General features: G+C 45.8%; 16 protein-coding genes. 9 read left to right on the forward strand and 7 right to left on the reverse strand.

The features are described 5' to 3' along the window. Positions 1-50: 50 nt before the first annotated feature. Complete coding sequence (locus QUB35_RS06065) at positions 51-188, reverse strand: hypothetical protein (protein WP_333140297.1); 138 nt, start codon at positions 186-188, stop codon at positions 51-53. Between the two features lie 387 nt (positions 189-575). On the opposite strand from QUB35_RS06065, the gene QUB35_RS06070 reads away from it, so the two are divergent. Further along, positions 576-4529 (forward strand): PAS domain S-box protein, encoded by a 3954-nt coding sequence (locus tag QUB35_RS06070; RefSeq protein ID WP_333140299.1) that lies wholly within the window; start codon positions 576-578, stop codon positions 4527-4529. A 50-nt stretch (positions 4530-4579) separates the two neighbouring features. Further along, positions 4580-4708, forward strand: a complete 129-nt coding sequence (locus QUB35_RS06075; protein ID WP_333140301.1) for a hypothetical protein — start codon at positions 4580-4582, stop codon at positions 4706-4708. A gap of 243 nt (positions 4709-4951) precedes the next feature. Here QUB35_RS06075 and QUB35_RS06080 read toward each other — a convergent pair whose 3' ends face one another. Continuing rightward, entirely contained in the window at positions 4952-9403 is a 4452-nt protein-coding gene (locus QUB35_RS06080) for a tetratricopeptide repeat protein (protein ID WP_333140304.1), read from the reverse strand. A 214-nt stretch (positions 9404-9617) separates the two neighbouring features. On the opposite strand from QUB35_RS06080, the gene rpiA reads away from it, so the two are divergent. The 3 genes from rpiA (at position 9618) to QUB35_RS06095 (ending at position 12865) form a co-directional block, all read left to right on the forward strand. Further along, positions 9618-10334 (forward strand): ribose-5-phosphate isomerase RpiA, encoded by a 717-nt coding sequence (rpiA, locus tag QUB35_RS06085; protein ID WP_333140306.1) that lies wholly within the window; start codon positions 9618-9620, stop codon positions 10332-10334. 353 nt (positions 10335-10687) lie between these two features. Further along, positions 10688-11893 carry an aldo/keto reductase gene (locus QUB35_RS06090; protein ID WP_333140308.1) on the forward strand — a complete coding sequence of 402 codons (1206 nt, stop codon included), beginning with the start codon at positions 10688-10690 and terminating at the stop codon, positions 11891-11893. A gap of 216 nt (positions 11894-12109) precedes the next feature. After that, positions 12110-12865 (forward strand): Fe-Mn family superoxide dismutase, encoded by a 756-nt coding sequence (locus QUB35_RS06095; RefSeq protein WP_333140310.1) that lies wholly within the window; start codon positions 12110-12112, stop codon positions 12863-12865. Between the two features lie 266 nt (positions 12866-13131). Here the strand turns inward: QUB35_RS06095 and rsmG are convergent, their stop codons facing one another. Together rsmG and QUB35_RS06105 are read right to left on the reverse strand one after the other, a co-directional pair. After that, the gene (gene rsmG, locus QUB35_RS06100; RefSeq protein WP_333140313.1) at positions 13132-13875 is read right to left on the reverse strand and encodes a 16S rRNA (guanine(527)-N(7))-methyltransferase RsmG; all 744 of its coding nucleotides are present in this window, start codon (positions 13873-13875) and stop codon (positions 13132-13134) included. Between the two features lie 194 nt (positions 13876-14069). Then, positions 14070-14735: an energy-coupling factor ABC transporter ATP-binding protein gene (locus QUB35_RS06105; protein ID WP_333140315.1), complete on the reverse strand. Its 666-nt coding sequence runs from the start codon at positions 14733-14735 to the stop codon at positions 14070-14072. A gap of 445 nt (positions 14736-15180) precedes the next feature. Here QUB35_RS06105 and QUB35_RS06110 point away from each other — a divergent pair, with 445 nt between their 5' ends. The 3 genes from QUB35_RS06110 to QUB35_RS06120 all read left to right on the forward strand — a co-directional run bounded on the left by QUB35_RS06110 (position 15181) and on the right by QUB35_RS06120 (position 17404). Then, positions 15181-16197 carry a Sll0314/Alr1548 family TPR repeat-containing protein gene (locus tag QUB35_RS06110; RefSeq protein WP_333140317.1) on the forward strand — a complete coding sequence of 339 codons (1017 nt, stop codon included), beginning with the start codon at positions 15181-15183 and terminating at the stop codon, positions 16195-16197. A gap of 128 nt (positions 16198-16325) precedes the next feature. Beyond that, entirely contained in the window at positions 16326-16778 is a 453-nt protein-coding gene (locus tag QUB35_RS06115) for a DUF3531 family protein (protein ID WP_190659407.1), read from the forward strand. A gap of 179 nt (positions 16779-16957) precedes the next feature. Beyond that, the gene (locus QUB35_RS06120) at positions 16958-17404 is read left to right on the forward strand and encodes an NUDIX hydrolase (protein ID WP_333140319.1); all 447 of its coding nucleotides are present in this window, start codon (positions 16958-16960) and stop codon (positions 17402-17404) included. 150 nt (positions 17405-17554) lie between these two features. Here QUB35_RS06120 and QUB35_RS06125 read toward each other — a convergent pair whose 3' ends face one another. Continuing rightward, entirely contained in the window at positions 17555-17920 is a 366-nt protein-coding gene (locus QUB35_RS06125) for a phage holin family protein (protein ID WP_333140429.1), read from the reverse strand. 27 nt (positions 17921-17947) lie between these two features. Continuing rightward, positions 17948-19039 (reverse strand): redox-regulated ATPase YchF, encoded by a 1092-nt coding sequence (gene ychF, locus QUB35_RS06130; protein ID WP_333105604.1) that lies wholly within the window; start codon positions 19037-19039, stop codon positions 17948-17950. A gap of 121 nt (positions 19040-19160) precedes the next feature. Between ychF and QUB35_RS06135 the strand changes: the two genes are divergently transcribed. Beyond that, positions 19161-19517, forward strand: coding sequence for a hypothetical protein (locus QUB35_RS06135; RefSeq protein WP_333140322.1), 357 nt, complete (start codon positions 19161-19163; stop codon positions 19515-19517). Positions 19518-19649: 132 nt separating this feature from the next. Here the strand turns inward: QUB35_RS06135 and QUB35_RS06140 are convergent, their stop codons facing one another. After that, positions 19650-19898 (reverse strand): gamma-aminobutyric acid A receptor, epsilon-like protein, encoded by a 249-nt coding sequence (locus tag QUB35_RS06140; protein WP_332979482.1) that lies wholly within the window; start codon positions 19896-19898, stop codon positions 19650-19652. Positions 19899-20048 lie beyond the last annotated feature (150 nt).

The raw sequence follows: 20048 nt of genomic DNA on the forward strand, positions 1-20048 counted from the left end.
CTTTCTTGAGAATTTTCGATTTTCGATTTTGGATTGATTCCACGGAGAAATCACGTGGCGGGTACCACATGAAGAAATTCTTGGTCATTCCCAACACAAAACATCGTACTGGGGTCGATCGCCTCCCAAGCAGTTTTCAGGTCGAGTATCCCCAAAGCCACCGCACTCATCTCACCCGATAATTGCAACCGTCGCCCGGTTCATCCGCAGCCCCGGCCAATATCCCAAACCGAATCCGAAGTAGGTCAGTCCCAATACTAGGTATTTGAGTGTTATCGTATATACTTAAAATCAGTGATTGCCGGTTTTTTTTATTGTCTAGGATGCTAAAAGTACAGACTGGGTAATTGCAGCTAAACCTGCTGGCATTGCAACTAGCGGGAAATATCGTCGGCCGACCGTGTACCAGCTACAAACAAACACAGTGGTTGCATTGGGAAGCGAAAATCAGGGTGCTGGACAAGTGGTAATTTTGTTACAAGTTGTAACTTTTTTCAAACAACAGGTTTAATTTAGTTTCACAAAAAAGTTAAATTCCAGAAAGTAAAATTAATTACAGTCGAGTTAAGCTAAAAGTGTTTGCTAAAAAAAGTAATTCAAGCAACCCCGAAACCAACTATTCTCACTTGCTCGACACCGACGGCAACTTCGCGACAGCCAAACTTTCGTGCAGCCAACAAGTCGAACAAGATTGGTATGGAACTCTCTACGAGAATTTTCCGGGCATTTACTTCGTTCTAGACGCTTTGGGAAGAGTTTTTTCGCTCAATCAATTCGGCGCGTCTCGCCTTGCCTACAAATCGCAGGAATTAATTTGTCATTCAATTTTTAACATATTTTACTGCCAAGAGCAAGGCAAAATGCAGGCAGAATTTGCCGGATTGGCCCAGCCGGAAAACGGTACGCCCACTCCAAAAATTGCCTATTGGGAAGGCTGCTTGACTTGCAAAGACGGCAAGATTATTAGAGTAAAAGCAACCGCGCGCCCAATGCCGACGGTAGATTGGAAAATAGAGGAAAATACTAATGGTCGTTCAATGGCGAATTTCCAACGGCCGGCTATACTGTTAGTTTGCGAAGAAATTAAGGCTGCTTCGCAGTCACCCAGGTCGCCCAACCAGAGAGCAAATTGGCGCAGTCCAACTTTAGCGATCGCAAAATTAGCCAAAAGTCAACTTAAAGAACGCCACAATATAGAAGGCTTCATCCGCGAAGTAACAGAAACCGCTGTTAGTATTGTCAACTGCGATCGAGCCAGTATTTGGCTGTATGGCGAAGACAAAACGCAGCTTCACTGCATCGACCTTTACGAACAAAATACTAAACTCCATTCCGTACAAATCATCATCACAGCAGCCGACTGTCCGGCATATTTTCAAGCTTTAAAATCTGCCAGTGCGATCGCTACTGTGGCAGCAGAAAATGACCCGAGAACGCGAGAACTTGTCAGTCTTTATTTGCTCGATCGGGGCACGACTTCCCTGTTAAGCGTACCGATTGTGCTAGCAGGTAAAATGGCGGGAATAGTCAGCGTTGAACGCCAGGGTTCCGACGGTGATTGGACGGAAGAAGAACACGAATTTACGCAAATATTAGCAGATTTTGTATCCTCAAGTTTGTCAGCTAGCGAAAAGTTAAAATTAGAAGCATTGCGACACGAACAGCAGCAAAACTTGCTGACGCAATACTACGATCAACTCGAACAAAGAGTAGAAAGACGCACTGCTGAACTCAAAAAAGCTAACCAAAAACTGCAAAAAGAAATAATAAAAAGAAAAGAAGCAGAAGCCGAACTACGCCTGCAGCAACAAGAACAGCAAATTATTTTTGATTCCGTGCCGGCGATGATTTGGCTCAAAGATACCGAAAGTCGCCTGCTGCGAATTAATCAAGCCGCCGCTGCATCGAGAGGTTTGCCTGCTGCTCAATTAGAAGGTAAATCTTTTTATGAAATATATCCTGACGAAGCAGAGCAATATTATTTAGAAGATTTGGAAGTAATCAATTCTGGCGTTCCCAAACAGGGGCAAGTCGAACTATTACCAACAGCATCGGGTCAAAAATGCTGGGTGCGGACAGATAAAATACCTTACCGCGATGAAACAGGTAAAGTCGCTGGCGTAATCGTGTTTGCAGTAGATATTACTGATTTAATTAGAGTCGAAAAAGAACTGCGAGAATATCGCGATCGCCTCGCACAAAAAGTCGAGAAACGTACTGCTATGTACAGGCAAGCCATGACCGCTTTGTACTCGGCAAATACGCAATTGCAACAGTTAATTAACAACAGCTATTCGGCCGGCGAAAATGGCAGCAGCCAGCCAGCAGCGCGCTTGCTCGAATGCGAAGCTTATTTTGAAGCAGTTGCTGTGGCTGACCGCGACACAATTTTGAGCGTCAGCAGCAATTTTGCCCAACTTTTCGGTTACGAACCTGCGGAAATGGCGGGAATGAGCTTGCTGGAACTACTGTCGCCCAAATCATACAAACAGGCGTCGCAAATGATTTCTGCAGCCAGCAATACAGTCTGTGAAACTATTTTTCTCAAGCGAGATGGAACTGCTTTTCCTGCTGACGTTCGCAGCAAATTCGTATTTTGGGAAGGTCGTTTAGTACAGGTGAAAGCAGTCCGAGACCTCACGGAACGCAAATTGACCGCAGCAGAATTAGAGCGATCGCGGTCTCTGCTGCACGCTACCTTAGAAGCAACGGCAGACGGCATTCTCGCCGTTACTACCGCCGGAGAAATGATTAGTTATAACGAAAAGTTAGTCCAAATGTGGGGAATTTATGAAGAAGTTAGAAACTCAATGGATAGAACTGTGCGGCTGGCATTCCTCACTAAGCAAGTTAAAGATCCGAGGGCTTTTTTGCAGAGAGTTAAAGAATTTTATAGTGATGCGGAGTCGGAAGGTTGCGATATTCTAGAATTTAAAGACGGCCGCACTTTTGAGCGCTATACGCAGCCAATTAGAGTCGGACAAAATATTATTGGCAGGGTGTGGCGCTTCCGCGATATTACCTCTCGCGAAAAGGTAACGGCAATGTTGGGAGATTCTCAAAGGCGCTTTCGGGCAATTTTTGATTCTTCTTTCCAATTTGTCAGCTTATTGAAACCCGACGGCACTCTGCTGGAAGCTAACCAAACTTCTCTGGATTTTGCGGGAATTAAGCTACGGGATGTTGCCAATAAACCGTTTTGGCTTTTGCCTTGGTGGGGAGATTCTCAGGAAGTTCGCCAACAGTTGCAAGAGGCGATTTCTCGATCGGCAAAAGGTGAATTTGTCCGCTATGAAGTGGAAGTTCAAGGTGTAAATCGGACGGCAACTGTTGATTTTTCTCTCAAACCGGTCGCGGATGAAACTGGCAAAATAGTCTTGTTGCTGCCGGAAGGCCGGGACATTACTCAAAGTAAGCAAGCCCAAGTCGCGCTGCGGCAACAAATAGAACGGGAACGCCTGATCGCACAGATTCAATCGCGCATCCGTTCTTCTCTGGATCTCCAAGATATTCTCAACACTACAGTAGCGGAAGTGCGGGAGTTTTTGGTAACAGATCGCGTGCTGGTTTTCCGCTTCCGACCCGACTGGAACGGAGATGTGGTGGTGGAGTCGGTTGCAGAAGGATGGATGCCACTCAAGGGGATGGGAATTGAGGATTGCTGTTTTGCCACTACTTACATCGGACAGTATTTAAAGGGTCGCATTCGCGCCATAGAGGATATTCATGCTTCTAATTTGAGCGAGTGTCACCTTAATTTTTTGGAGACTTGTCAGGTGAAGGCAAATTTGGTAGTGCCGATTGTCCAGCAGGGAATAGAACCGAGGGAAGGTAACAGCTCTTGTCAAGTGCCGAAGTTGTGGGGTTTGCTGATTGCCCACCACTGTTCGGCACCCCGCCAGTGGCAGCAGTTTGATGTGGATTTGCTGAGTCAGTTGGGGACTCAAGTGGCGATCGCGATCGAACAATCTTTACTTTACCAGCAGTTAGCTGCGGCCAACCAGCGGTTGGACGGGTTAGCGAATTTGGACAGTCTGACTCAACTAGCTAACCGCCGCCGTTTTGACGAGGTGATCAATCGAGAATGGGAACAGTCGAGCTCTTTGGAACCGCTATCTTTGATTCTGTGCGACATTGACTGTTTTAAACTTTACAACGACAATTACGGCCACCAAGCCGGGGATGCTTGTTTGCAGCAAGTGGCGCGGGCGATCGGGGAGGCTTGCACAAACGCACCCGCAGAACGCCTTTATTTGGCTGCTAGGTACGGCGGCGAGGAATTTGCGGTAATTTTGCCAAATACGGATGTCGTGGCTGCACAGGCGGTTGCGGAGGGAATCCGCAGCCGCGTCAAAGCCTTGGCAATTCCCCACATTAAGTCTGTTGTCAGTGATTCTGTGACTCTCAGCTTGGGAGTTGCGACCGTTTCGCAAAGTCAAAATTCCCCAAAAATGTTGATTGAAGCTGCGGATAAGGCATTGTATCGAGCTAAGTCGGGCGGGCGCGATCGAGTGGCGATTAGTGAGTAATCAGGTTATTTTTGATTTTTGATTTTTGATTTTTGATTTGGGAATTACTGATGAAGCTGCTGGTTGGGAGCTTGTCTACAGTTGCATTCTTGTTTGAAACTGGTATTACTAAAAAAACGATCGCCCTAACTGGCATAAAGTTAGTGCGATCGCGGTACTATGAATCAGCTATGTATTAATCAGACTCGGCGCAGAATTTTTACGCATTTTCACGGATTTTTTTACAAAACTTTACTGGGCGTTGGGTAAAAATATCCAGAAATCGTTTTTCTCTACCTGATATCTCTTTTTTTATTGAACCGCAGAGGGCGCAGAGGGCACAGAGGAAGAGAAGAGAGTAAGAAAGGAGTTCACTAATGATGAGGGATTGCTATGCCAATGCCCAATGCCCAATGCCCAATGCCCAATGCCCAATGCCCCACCTATTTAGCTAACAGTTTTTGAAACACTTCATACATATCCTCAGCCAACTTTTTAGGATTCCACAAAGGTGCGAGATGTTCTGGCTGCTTAGATTTTACTAAATGCTCTTTCACCGCATTTCTGAAACCCGTATCGCGGCCAAACTTAACTCCCCACTGCGTGTATTCCTCCCAACTCCACGCCGCACCAACATCAAGATTTGCACTTTTCAGAAAAGCGTAACCCATCCGCGAAAGATATTGGTCGCCCGATCGAGTTACCACTGGCAAATTCGCCCACAAAGCCTCTAAATTGTGAGTCCCGCCGTTGTAAGGATAGGAATCTAAAAGCACGTCGGCTACATAATAAATAGCCCGATGTTCTTCTTCACTTCGGGTTTGCCCTATAAACTTAATCCGAGCAAAATCTACTCCCTGAATTTCGCATTCTTGGCGGTAAGTGCTGTGAATAACATCGGGGTCGCCTTGACCTTTGCGGATTAACACACTATCTGGTACTTCCTTCAGAATTGTAACTTGAGCTCGTACCATTTCTGGATTGGTTTTTCTCCCTGGCGCAACGCACAGATAAGTCATTTGATCTAAGCCAATTCCGAGAGCATTTCTAATCGCCTCTCGATTCACAGGAATGCTTTGCAGTGCGCCAATTGCTACCGAACCACCAGGCAATCTTACTAACTGTTCTAAGTAATTTTTTTCAACACCAGGGGGGTGAGTGTGTTCGTCGCACAGAAAGTAGTGATTATCTGAAATGTAGGGTGCGTCGAATCCCAGCCAAGAAACGCAAATTCCCGCAGGATATTGATACAGCACTTCGACATTTGTTGGGACTGTCATCGAGTCTAAGTCTATCAAAACATCCAAGTTGTCTTGCGCTACTTCGGCGAAGATTTCACCGCCATCAGCAAAGCCGTTTGGATATTTTTTAGGCCAGTAAAACTTGCCCGCCATGTCTTCAAACCGCTGCGTAACCTCATCTCGGTGGAGTTTCCCGGTGACGTAAAGGTGAACGTGGGGGGTGATGTGGCTTAATTCGCGAATTAAAGCTTCGCTGCACCAGCCTACTGAGTGGCGGCGAAAGTGTTTGGAAAGGAAGCCGATTTTTAAAGGACGCTGTTCTTTTGTTTGGTACTTGGCTAGGTTGCTTCTGTTAATTTCCTGGCGCTTAGGAACGGCTTTTTGGTAGTATTCTTTGGCAATGAGTCTGTAGAAACTGGCATTCTTTTCGCGGTTGTCTCGCAGGTGAGAAACTGCAAACAGGAAGATTTCGTAGAGCAGTTTTAGTTCGATCCCGCTAAAGGTTTCGACCTTTTCGTAGCAGAGTTTTTCGATTTCTTCGAGTTTCTGAATTGCCTGTTTGCTGACACCTGATTGCAGGTAGGAAAAGACGTAGGCTGTAGCTGACATGACTGGGGCGACATCGCCGCAGTTTTCGCAGTATTTGTCGGCTACGCTGCGGGCTCCGGCGAGGTTGGTGGAATGGCTTAGCAAGTCGCACAGTTGTTGGTAGGCTTCGCTAAATTTGGGGTTGCATTCGATCGCCTTTTCAAAATGGGCGATCGCCTCCAACGGCTTATCTTGTTTTTGAATGTGTCCCATCCGGCAGTAAACCTCTGCCCAATTCGGTTTTAATGCCAAAGCTTGCTGATAGCTGGCTACAGCTTCTTCCAGCCGCCCCTGCATGGAAAAACAATTGCCGAGGTTAGCGTGAACTTCCGGCCAGTCGGGCTTAACTTTCAGAGTGTTTTGATAATTAGTAATCGCTTCATCGTACTTGTTTTGCTGTAAAAAAGAGTTGGCTATATTGAAGTGCAAAACTTCTAAATGTGGCTTTAAAGCTACAGCTTTCTGATAGTAAGCGATGGCGGCGTCGAGATTTCCTTGTTGCGATCGCGCGCTGCCGATGTTACCGTAAGCTTCGGCCCAATCCGGTTTAATGGCGAGCGCTTTTTCGTAGCATTCGATGGCTTCGTCGCGCTTTCCTTGGCCCAAAAGTCGATTACCTAAGTTAAAGTGGAAGTCTGCACCGACTAGCTGCGGGTTGAGTTCGGATGTTCTTTTAAAACAGGCGATCGCTGCTTCGATGTTGCCGTGTTGGTGATATACTTTCCCTAAATTCCAGTGAGCTCCCGCTAAATCGGGACTCAGGGCGATGGCTTGCTGGTAATGGGCGATCGCTTCTTCCAAACGCCCCATTTTGAAATACATACTGCCGATATTGGCGCGCACTTCCGCAAAATTTGGCTGCAATACTAGGGCTTGAGAATACGATCGAATTGCAGCTTCAGTTTTGCCTCCTGCTTGCAAGGCATTGCCTAAAGTGACGTAAGCGTAGATGAAATCCGGTCGAATTTTTAGCGCTTGCTGACAAGCTGCGATCGCCTCTTTAATTTTACCTTGAACTAAAAAGTTTTCTGCGAGTTTATTGTACGGTTCTACTTCTTGAAAATTGGCAACTTGTCCGCTATCTGGAACATTGAGCGAGGTAACTTCTTCGGAAAGTTCAGCGGGGTTGGTAAACGGAGTATTTAAAGTCTGAGTGGTGGGCGCTGCCGGCAAATTGATACTCGAAGGCTGCAAGCCGTAGCCTTCATCTTTGTTGACAGATACTGGTTGCGATTCCCCTGATTCTGTTTCTAATTCGATAAAGTTGCTGTCAGTAGTTTGCCGCTCTTTTTGTGCGATTAAACTCGCTAATTTCTCAGCAGCGCTGGCATCTCCCGGTTGCAGATGCAGCACTTTTTGATAGCAACTAATTGCTGCATCTAAGTTTCCTTGCTGCTGCAAAACGCTGCCCAGCATCATATTTACCGAAGACAATTGAGGATTAATTACCAGAGCTTTTTGGTAATAACTGGCAGCCTCTTCCAATTGCCCTAACTTGTAATACATACTGCCGAGATTCGCGCTAGCTTCGGCAAATTCCGGCTGAATTTTTAAAGCTTGCAAGTAAGCTTGAATTGCCATTTCCAGTTTGTCTTGACTGTGCAGGGCATTGCCCATTGTCAAGTAAGCAGGAGCAAAAGTGGGTTGAAATTGAAGAGCGACATTACAAGAGGCGATCGCCTTTTCAAATTCTCCTTGCAAAACATAAACTTCCGCCAACTTTTTATGAACTTCTGCATCTCCTGGATTAAACTCTAAAGCTTTCTGATAATTCTCGATAGCGCCACCGAGATCACCCTGATCTTTCCGCCAATTTCCCTTTTGAAAATAATCTCTCACTGCCTCTAAACCTACTAAAGAATTCCCGATCATTTGCTCTGCCACTCTTACAGGTTTTACACTAATACTATTCAGCCATTCTACCCACTTTCGGGAACGTACAGACCAAGTACACCCTTGATTTATATATTCTACCTGCTGTCTTAAATGATTTTCAGCAGTGGCGCTGCCCGCACCCAGGTTCTCATTTAAAACTCCGACTATCGCCTCTAAAAACCGCCTTGTATATCCCTCCCAATCTGCGTTGCCCGCCCGCTTCCAATTAGTTATCGATGCAAAATTTTCCACGCCTGACATTGAAACTAGACGGGCAAAGCCAGCAGTTGTTTCCGGCAAAGCTGCCAATTCACTCGTCACAATCCGGCAACCGCAGGCCATCGCCTCCATCACGGCAATAGATGAGGTTTCCAAATAGGTATTCGGGTAAGCTAAAACCGCCACTGAACGCAGTTGCCGGACGAGTTCGGGTTGCGGTACGGAACCGACGTACTCCACGCCTTCTGTTTCCTGACACTGGCGGTAAAGTTGACCGAAAAAAAGCTGGTTATCATTGTCGTCTATTTGGTGTACTTTCATGCTTGAAAATACTTTTAATCTGGTTCCGGGGACAGCTTGACGAATTTCGGGAAAGACTTTTAACAAAATATCGAGTCCGCGAAATGGAGTGCTGGTGTAAGCTAGAATGGGCGGTCGAGATTTATGAGAGAGGATAGAAATATTATCGTCGAAAATGTTAGCAAAACAAGGTGCGATCGCATTTCTTAAAACACAACTGCGATTAGAGTCAATCCCAAAGCGCCGATGAAATTGCTCGCGCTGCCAGTCGCTGACAAATACAAAGGCATCGCAAGCATTGATTTCTCGCTCATTCTTAAAATTTTCGAGGAATACAAAGCCCGGTTCGTTATGAATCCACAAAATTAACTTAGTTCGATGCCCCAAAAGCGGTTTGATTTCCAGCGCTTTGCCGACTATATTGACTATAACTAAAAAATCGAGCGATCGCAGCAATTCTAAATTAGATTTGTCCCCCACCCTGCGCCTGCAATCAACGCCGCGCCACATCCCCGACTCGGAAGTATTGTTGAGCAAAAATACCTCATTTCCCTGTGCAGCCAACGCCTCAGCTAAGTAACAAATAGCCGACTGAGTGCCACCCAAAGGTTTGCAGTAAGGAGTTTCAATATTGTAATCCCAAGTGTAGGTATCGAGAAAGCCGATTTTCATTGTGGCAATTATCCACCGATTTGTGAACTAGATTTTTTTTATTTAACCGCAGAGGACGCAGAGGGCGCAGAGAAAAAAGAGAGAAGTTCCCACTTGAAATAATTTGCGAGTTCCCTCTCTTCTTCTTCTTCCTCTCTGCGTTCTCTGCGCTCTCTGCGGTTAAATAAATCCATAATAAATGGTATAATCTTAAAACTATTAAGGAGTACCGAACATGACCACAGAACAAGATCCCGTAAAATTGATGAAACAGCAAGTCGGCTTTGCTGCAGCCGATCGCGTAAAATCTGGTATGATTGTCGGACTCGGCACCGGGTCAACTACAGCTTATACTATTCAAGCATTGGGCGATCGCATAAAATCCGGTCAACTCAAAGACATCAAAGGAGTTCCGACATCTTTTCAATCAGAAGTGTTAGCCAAACAGTACGGAGTACCCCTGACAACACTAGATGAAATTGACAGAATTGATGTGGCTATTGACGGCGCTGATGAAGTAGATCCCCACCTCAACTTAATTAAAGGTGGCGGCGCAGCCCACACCCGCGAAAAAGTAGTCGATTACCTCGCCACTCAATTTATTGTAGTAGTTGACAGTTCCAAAATCGTAGATAAATTGGGTTCGACTTTTCGCGTGCCCATCGAAGTTATACCGATGGCATTAACACCAGTGATGCGCGCCATTGAAAAATTGGGTGGCCAACCCGAACTCCGCATGGGTGTGAAAAAAGCAGGCCCCGTAATTACCGATCAAGGTAATATGGTAATAGATGTCAAATTTGATGACATTGCCAACCCCGGAGAAATGGAAAAAAGCTTGAATAACATTCCCGGTGTGTTAGAAAATGGTTTGTTTGTAGACTGTACCGATTTGGTTTTAGTCGGGGAAATCCAAGACGGAAAACCCGTAGTACGGGAGATTTCTAAATAGTCAAAACTGCCCACTGGCGGTCAAAAACTCTTTGTGGAACAGGCATCTTGCCTGTTCAGGAGAATGCTGCAATATGGGAGTTAAGCTGTAGGGCATCTAAATTGTATTTTTAGGGCGGGCTTTCTGGTCCAACCCCTACTCCCCACAAGACTTTTCTTAAATTTGACTATACAATTTAAATGCACTTGGGCTTACCTTGACTTTGATTGTCAAAATTCAGGGGTTTAAACTCCTGTATGACGGAGGAATATTTTTAGGGTGGTTTATAAATCTCCATCCTAAAAACCACGCGATTCATCTGTCAACTGTCAACTGTCAACTGTCAACTGTCAACTGTCAACTGTCAACTGTTTATGATGCAATATCGCAGATTCGGTCGCACAGAATTATCCATGCCCGTCTTTTCCTGCGGTGGCATGAGATATCAGTATAAATGGCAAGACGTGCCAGCCAATGAAATTCCCTCAGACAATCAACAAAATCTAGAAGCGACGATTAGCTACTCGATTGAATGTGGCATAAATCACATAGAAACAGCTCGCGGTTACGGCACTTCCGAAATGCAACTGGGGTGGATTTTCCCGAAATTTCCCCGCGAAAAGTTGATAGTGCAAACGAAAGTTAGCCCCAAACCAAACTCGCAAGACTTCCGCGAAGACTTTGATAAATCCTTAGCTTATTTGCAACTAGAATACGTGGATTTACTGTCGCTGCACGGCATTAATACGTGGGAATTGCTAGAGGATTCTATGCGTCCGGGCGGCTGCATGGATGTGGCGAGAAAGTTGCAAGCAGAAGGGAAAGTTAGGTTTATTGGTTTTTCCACTCACGGCCCGACGGATGTGATTGTCAAAACAATTGAAACTAATCAATTTGATTATCTTAACTTGCACTGGTACTACATCAATCAAAGTAATTGGCCAGCTATTGAAGCTGCTAAACGTCACGATATGGGCGTTTTTATTATCAGTCCTTCCGACAAAGGCGGTCAACTTTACAGCCCGCCGCAAAAATTGGTAGACTTGTGTTCTCCGTTGAGTCCGATGGTGTTTAATGATTTGTTTTGTTTGTCGCATCCGCAAGTACACACTTTGAGTTTGGGCGCAGCAAAACCTGAAGATTTTAACGAGCATCTGAAAACTGTAGAATTGTTAGATAGAGCCGATGAAATATTGCCACCGATATTAGAAAAATTAGAAAAAGCAGCAATTGATAAATTAGGAGAAGATTGGTTTAAGACTTGGCACGTCGGTTTACCAACTATCGAAAATACTCCCGGAGGTATTAATATTTATGTGATTCTGTGGCTGTGGAATTTGGCGCAGGCTTACGATACGATCGACTATTGCAAGATGCGCTACAACCTTTTAGGTAATGCGGGCCACTGGTTCCCCGGCCAAAAAGCCGTAGCTTGCGGGGCGGAACGCCATCGCCTCCATGAATTAGACTTGCGCCGCTGCCTAGCCCACAGTCCCCACGCTGCTAAAATTCCCGGTATTCTCCAAGCAGCCGATCGGCTTTTTGGAGGCGAAGCCATCCAGCGTTTGTCCCAAGAATAATCGCAAAAAAACCCGGTTTCGACAGAGAAACCGGGTTGGTTAGCCGGAGCACGCGAGATTTACTTACGCACACACCATTAGCGTAGACTTGAGAAACTCTCACAACCATCGCCCATCCGTCTCATCCATTCGGGCGATACAACTTTTTTTCTCAACTCACTCCCATTTTGCTTCAATCTGAGATAAAACAGTTAATAATTCACTTAGGTACTTTTTATGACTCTCAAACGCCGAGATTTCTTGTATTTGCTGACTGCCAGCGTCGGAGCTATTACCGGAGGTGCTTGCCAAGCATCAGGGAATAATTTAACGCAACCAAGTCCAACTGCAGAAAGCCCAAAAATAGCCCAAACTCCGGGGCCTTTTACACTGCCACCTCTGCCCTACGAATACAATGCTTTAGAACCGCACATCGATGCGCGGACAATGCAATTTCACCACGACAAACACCACGCCGCTTACATTAAAAACCTCAACGAGGCTATCAGCAAATACCCGCAACTAAAAAACGTGAGTGCGGAAAATATGCTGCGAGACTTGAGTAAAGTGCCGGAAGATATTCGCACGGCTGTTCGCAATAACGGCGGCGCACACTTAAATCACAATATGTATTGGAAAATCATGAGTCCCAATGGTGGTGGCGAACCCACAGGGGAAATTGCCACAGCAATTAAGCAAACTTTCGGCAGTTTTGACGCTTTTAAAGAAAAATTCAATGATGCAGGTACAAAGCGTTTTGGCAGTGGTTGGGTTTGGCTAGTCCGCACAAAAGCCGGCAAACTTGAGATTGCAACTACTCCCAATCAAGACACTCCTTTCATGCAGGGAAATTATCCAATTATGGGCAACGATGTTTGGGAACACGCTTATTATCTCAAATACCAAAATTTGCGCGGCGACTATTTGAAAGCCTGGTGGAATGTGGTTAACTGGGCGGAAATTAACCAGCGCTACGAAAAGGCGATCGGGTAGTTTTCAATTAGATGAAATAAAGCAGACGGCGCCGTGCCCTTCTTCGTGTCAACTTAAGACTGAAACCCCTGAGAAATCTCGCTTTTAGCCCAGTCTCGATCCCCCTAAATCCCCCTTAATAAGGGGAGTAGGGGTTGACTTTGAGAATATTTCTTGTCCCCCCCTTATTAAGGGGGGTTAGGGGGGATCGGGACCTAATCGGTAGACGGTATACTAATACTACTTTTGACATTAAGTTGACACTAACGGGCAGTGCCGTGTCCCTACTAGCGCACGGGACGCTCGAACTGCTGTACAACTTTCCGCAAGTAAACGCAGTGCCGCGCACCCTGACTCGTCGGCGTTGTGAATGCTTCTACTGACTCAACTGTGCCACCCAAATGCTCGATCGCCCTTTGCAACTCCGTCTCTTCCTCCACCGTCCAATTTCCACGGTAAAGTACAGCCAAACCGCCATTTTTCAGCAGAGGCAGCGCGCATTTAGCGCAGAGAGGAGCGGCTCCCACTGCTCGGAGAACGGCTAAATCGTAAGCTTGTTTGTGCTGTGGCGCTCTGGCAATTTCATCGGCTCTGCCCAACAAAGTCGCCGCATTTTCTATCCCTAAAGACGGCACAACTGTTTCCAAAAAAGTAATTTTTTTGCGTGTAGAATCGAGCAAAGTAACTGATAGTTGCGGCAGGGCGATCGCAATTGGCAGACCAGGAAAACCCCCTCCTGTCCCGATATCGATCGCTTTCTGCACCGACTCGGCGGCCAATTCTGGATTTTCCGCCGAATTGTGATTAGCTGGCAGCAGTCTCGCAATTCCCCGCAGAGAATCCCACAAATGTTTTTCCCAAAACTCCATCGGCTCAGTAATTCGAGTTAAATTCAAGGAGCGATTTCCCTCGACAATTAACTCGTAAAGCCGCTGAAATTGTTGTTGCTGCGACTCATCCGGCTGCCAATTCAGCGTTTTTTGCCACAACTCGTTCATCTGGGGCAACACAGACATTTTAATCTCATTCATCAGATTCTATTTCCACTCTTTTCTTTGAGTCCGCGCAGGCGGACTTTGTTTGTGTAGTCGCGAATTTTATTCGCCGATAATTTCTTCAGTCCGCGCAGGCGGACTTTGTTTGTGTAGACGCGAATTTTATTCGCTGCCAATTGATTTAGACGCGAATTCTATTCGCCGGGAAACCATTGGAAACGCCATAAAAATCAAACGCAACTTGTTTCCTTAGCTTCTAATTTAGCCCGATCGACCTCCTGCAAATCCCCGTGGTTTAGAGTCCAAAATCGGTCAGCAACGCTCAACAAATCGCTAGCATCGTGAGTAACAATCAACAAAGTCCAGTGACTTTTCAACTTACTCAACAAGCTTACCAACTGCCGCCGCATCGACCAATCCAAACCCGCCGTCGGTTCGTCCAAAAGTAGCAAATGCGGCTGCCGAATTAGCTGCACTGCCAGGGCTACCCTGCGCTGTTGTCCGCCGCTTAAAGCGTGAGGGGAAGCGCGCAGCGGCAAATGTCCGAGCCCCACTTCTGCCATTGCTGAGTTAATTTGTTCTTGTCCCAATTCAGGATGCCCCAACCGCAATTCTTCTAAAATTGTGCCACCGCAAAAATGCCTTTCTGGAAACTGAAACACTAACCCTCCTAGCTGTTGCAAGTGTTCTGGTGTTAATTCTTGTTCCCGCCAACGGATGTCGCCGCTAGTTTTTTCGGCTAAACCTGCTAATATTTCTAATAGCGTACTTTTGCCTGAACCGCTGCGACCCACAATCAGCCCCATTTGCTGCGATGGCAGTTCTAAGTTAATATTTTTCAGAATAGGATTCGGACAGGCGGTAGGATGATATACTAAGTTTTTTAGATAAAGCATTAACGGCAGTTGTTAGTTGGCAGTTGGTAGTTGGCAGTTGGTAGTTGGCAGTTGGTAGTTGGCAGTTGTTAACACTCAACAGTCTACAGTTAACAATCAGAAAAATAGTTATTGTTGGATCGGGGAACTTCGGGTTGTGCTATTGACAGTTAAGGCTGTTTTTGGCTGGGGCCGCTCGCCCACAATTATTTTACATAAATCTTAACAAAAAATTTCCTTTTTTTTTCAGGATTGGTGTTTGCTTTTTGAGTTTTTTGATGGTATATTTTAATAATGGAAATCTGTGCGTCTATATACTTAAAGTCACACTGCCATTATTAAAATATACCGCAACAGCTAGAAAAAATCAAGCAAATTTCACTCTTTTTTTGACCGCGGCCCGATAGTCTGAGAATTTAACTCTCTTGTTTCTAGTTTAGAGTATATTACATTGAGAGAATTGACGATGACGAAAACCCCTTTAGCATCGGTGGGCAAGCAAATGTTAAGTTCTAAACAGACAGTGCGGGCGATCGCCTGTGCAGGAGCGATCGCCCTCAGCATCTGCATTAACTCAGCAGTAGCGGGCGATCCCTTTCGCAGCAGCAACCCGCAGGCGATCGGGCCCAACACCGAAACCGCTTTCAAAACAATGTTTCAGCAAGGAAACTACAAACAAGCAAAAACTCAAGTTCAACAAGCACTATCAGCCGAACCAAACGAGCCGCTAGCCTATGCGATGGCCGCATCCCTATCCTACATCGAAAAAGACTTCAACTCGATGAATTCCTACGCGCAAAAAACCCGCGAAGTCGGCGAAAATTTGACTAAAACTAATCCATTGCGCGGCAATATTTACACAGCAGCAGGTCACTTTCTAGAAGGGGCGAACATTATAGCCAAAGAAGGAACAGCCAAAGGCGCGCCCCAAGCTTTGAGTAAATTGCGAGTAGTATTTCAATACCTAGAGGCCGCCGAGAAAATAGCGCCCAACGACCCAGAACTCAACCTGATCAAAGGCTACATGGACTTAATGCTAGCCACAAACCTGCCCTTTTCCAACCCCAACGAAGCAATTCAAAGACTCGAACAAAAAGCCTCTCCCCGCTACTTAGCTTATCGCGGCATGGCAGTAGGCTATCGAGACTTGAAAAAGTACGATCGCGCTTTAGAGTTTGCCAACAAATCCCTAGCAGAAACGCCCAACAATCCAGAAGTTCTCTATCTAAAAGCACAAATCTTGTTTTCCCAATCCCAAGGGAAAGACAGCAACAAAGCCTTACTTGATGAAGCCCGAAAAAACTTCGACGCAGCCTTAGCAAAACCCGACCAACTGCCCCGCAGTTTAGTAGCCGAAATCTTCTTTCAGCAGTGCAGAACCCGCAACCGTCTCGACAGCAAATCTCGCGACTGTGACCCGATGCGCGATAAAATTAGAGATGCAGATGGAGTCTGGGGGCCGGCCGCCTTACCACCACTATAAAAAGAGTCAGAGGGGAAGTCAGAAGTCAGGAGTCAGGAGGAAAATTTTCCCTGTCTCCCTCTGTCCCACTTTTCCTCTCTCCCGCAATCCCATTCCTGCAATTCCATTCCTTTTCTTTGATAAAATTGATGCAAGTAGAGTTTCGCGAGTTTAACCCCTTTGACCTCTGGATTTGGCTGAAGTTCAGCAACGTGCCTTCAAACGGTGAAAAACAGTATGTTGAAGAAGTGTTTGACTCTTGGTTTTTCTTGGGAAAACTCGGAGGATTTAATGCGGAAAATTTGCAAGTTCAAGATGAAGGCTTAGACATCAGTGATATGAATTATGATGTTAATCTAGCCGACCAAAGCATGATGGCTTTGATGCACAATATGGGAGAAATGGAGTATCAAGGTTCTTGGGCTCGCTGCTGGTTTGATTTGGGTACTAGCGATGCAATTGGGCTCGACGTTTTGATTAATGTTTTCCAGCAACTCAGTAAAGAATTCGTAACGATTGAAAAACTAATTATCGGCGGTGAAAATATAGACTGGCCAATTGAAAATAGGAGGAGCAGAGAGGGTTTTGCTGCTGATAATTAGTCATTAGTGATTACTCATTAGGGGCGGATTCTACTCGTTACTAGGCTCTGCCTGGTAACACATATCCGGAGGCTCTGCCTCCTATGAAAGCTGCTCCGAAAGCGAGGCAGAGCCTCTGGACATTGATTCCTAGGCAGAGCCTAGGAACCAGTTAACTGATAACTAATGACTGATGACTAATGACTGATGGCTATATTATGCAAGGTAAAATTCGGGTCATTGTTTTAGGATTGATTCGATCTGGCGATCGCATCTTCGTGTCCGAATGCGAAGATCCGGTAAAACAAGAAACATTCTACCGCGCTTTGGGCGGTGGCATAGAATTTGGAGAACACAGCATCGACGCTTTGCGAAGAGAGTTTCAAGAAGAAATTCAAGCCGAGTTAACAAATATCAAATATTTGGCTTGTTTAGAAAACTTGTTTGTTTATAATGGCAAAGCCGGACATGAATTAATACAACTATACCAGTGCGATTTTGTCGATTCCAAATTTTATGAATTGGATAGTCTGGATTTTGCAGACGGAGATGGGGAACATACTGCATTTTGGATGCCGATCGAGCGATTTCGATCGGGCGAATTGCGCCTAGTTCCCGACAAATTTATCGACTACTGTGAAGGCTAATAACTCAACCCATACCAAAAAATAAATACCTGATATGGGAGAATTACACCTAAAATATTTGCCGTCGGGGCGGGTTTCACCTGAAATATTGGCGATAACTAACAGGATGAATAAACCCGCCCCTTCCTTCCGCCCGCGCGTTACCTTGATCTACCGTACATTTGGCAGCTTATCCAACACGTCATAGAGAAGAGAGTTAATAAAACCGAGGGCGATCGCCCCCAGCAAAGCACTCCAAATTCCCCACCGCAACCGAAATCCTTCGACTAGCCAAGCCGCCAATCCAAACATAGCAGCGTTGATAACAATCGCAAACAAGCTATAAGTTGGCAACGCAAAGGGTTCAACATTTCCAACAAAAATAGGCCGCACAAAAGCATTCAGCAATCCAAAAACCGCCGCCGAAATCATCGCTTTTCCAAAACTGTCAATATCTACCCCGATGGGCAGCTTGGAAATTATAAAAAAGCTCACTGAAGTTACCACCCAAGCAATTGCCAGCGAAAAGATGTCGATTTTCATGTGGCAATCTCCTTAAAAAAGCTAAACATTAAATCGGAACAACAGCACATCCCCCTCTTGTACAACATACTCTTTTCCTTCACTGCGAACTAAGCCTTTTTCCTTCGCCGCATTCATCGCGCCCGTAGCAACCAAATCTTCATATGCTACAGTTTCGGCCCGGATGAAACCCCGTTCAAAATCCGAGTGAATAACCCCTGCAGCTTGCGGTGCTAACATTCCCGCGATAATCGTCCAAGCGCGAGTTTCTTTCGGGCCGCTAGTAAAATAAGTCCGCAAACCCAATAATTCGTAAGTAGCTCGAATCAGAGATTTCAAGCCACCTTCTTTTACCCCCAGAGATTCTAGGAAATCCGTTCGTTCTTCCTCAGATAACTCCACCAATTCTGACTCAACTTGCGCCGAAACTATGACAACCTTAGCATTTTCTGCTTCTGCTACTTCCCGCACTTGTTCGACATAGCTATTTCCCGTTGCTAAATCGTCATCCGATACGTTAGCAGCATAGATAATTGGTTTGTTGGTCAGTAATTCCAAACCTTTAACTAATTGAGCTTCTTCATCTGTGAAATTGTACTGCCGCGCCGGTTTCCCCGCATTCAAAACCGCGACTAATTTTTCGAGTACATCCACTTCGGCCTGAGCTTCCTTATTGTTGCGGGCTAGCTTGCGAGTGCGATCGAGCCTGCGTTCAATTTGAGCTAAGTCTGCTAGAATTAATTCGAGATTGATAATGTCAATATCTCGCTGGGGATCGACAGAACCCGCAACGTGAATAATATCGTCATTGTCAAAACAGCGGACAACGTGGACGATCGCATCCACAGCCCGGATGTGAGACAAAAACTGATTTCCCAGTCCTTCTCCCTGACTCGCCCCCTTTACTAAACCCGCAATATCCACAAATTCCATCCGCGTCGGCACAGTTTGCGCGGAATTGCAAATATTGCTCAGCACCTTCAACCGTTCGTCTGGCACTGCCACGATACCCGTATTTGGCTCGATCGTACAGAAAGGAAAATTAGCAGCAGTCGCCTTGGCATTAGCAACCAGAGCATTAAACAAAGTAGATTTGCCAACATTAGGCAGTCCGACAATTCCGGCAGTAAGCATAGCTATTTAGAAACATATCACTGTTTCAAAATATCATAAGTATCAGCAATATATCTGACGTGTGTGTTCTAACTTCCACAGCTAAGCTTGAATAAATATCTAACTTGAGGTAGATGGCTAAATGCTTAACAACTTGTTAAGCAAAGTAACGATCGCTGTGGGGCTGTCGCTGCCCCTGTTAGCGCTGACAGCAGCTAGCGTTTTCGCTCAGATGGTCAAAGTTTCGGTGGTTAACAACAGCGGCAAGACGATGACAGCCGTCTATATGTCTCCTCCCGATAAGGATACTTGGGGAGAAAACGAGCTAGAGGCCCCGATTCCCGATCGGGGAAAGGCAGATTTTAAGTGGGATCAAGCTGACTACGGCGGCTCGGATGCGGGCTGTATTTTCGATGTCAGGGCCGAATACTCGGACGGCAAATCCACTGATTTGGGTGCTGTTGACCTTTGTAAAGAGAATGCGCTCAACTTCAATTAATTGATAATTTAGGCAAAAACCGAGTTTTTTCAAGTCTGATATTCCACAAAAATATTGGGGACTTTGGAGAAACCGGTTCTTGCGATCGGCCTGACAAACAATCTTAAATTTCGCGATCGACTAAAACATAATTTACACCGGTTCAGGGATTGTCTGAGGAATAGGTTCCGGCACTGTTTGAGGAATTGGAGAGGGTACAGTTTCCGGCACCGGTTCGGGAATTGGCTGGGGAATTGGCGCAGGTACCGGTTCCGGTACAAGGCCGGGAATCGGTTCGGGTACGGGGCCCGGCACTGGTGGCGATGCGGGTATAGTCGGCAGCCCCGGTTCGGTACTGGGAATCTGGGGGCCTGGAAACGGACTAGGGTTGGGAAAAATCACGGCAATTCTATTAATAACTCGATACAATCAGCGTAGATAAAAAACTAAAAATACGACATCTATCTAAATAGTGAAAATTTGTTTTAAGTGGAATTTAGCTGCATTTTATATCGGCTGTTTGGAGTAGATGACAGCAACCGGGTTTATTTG

Source organism: Microcoleus sp. B13-B6, assembly GCF_036705405.1.
GTDB lineage: Bacteria > Cyanobacteriota > Cyanobacteriia > Cyanobacteriales > Microcoleaceae > Microcoleus.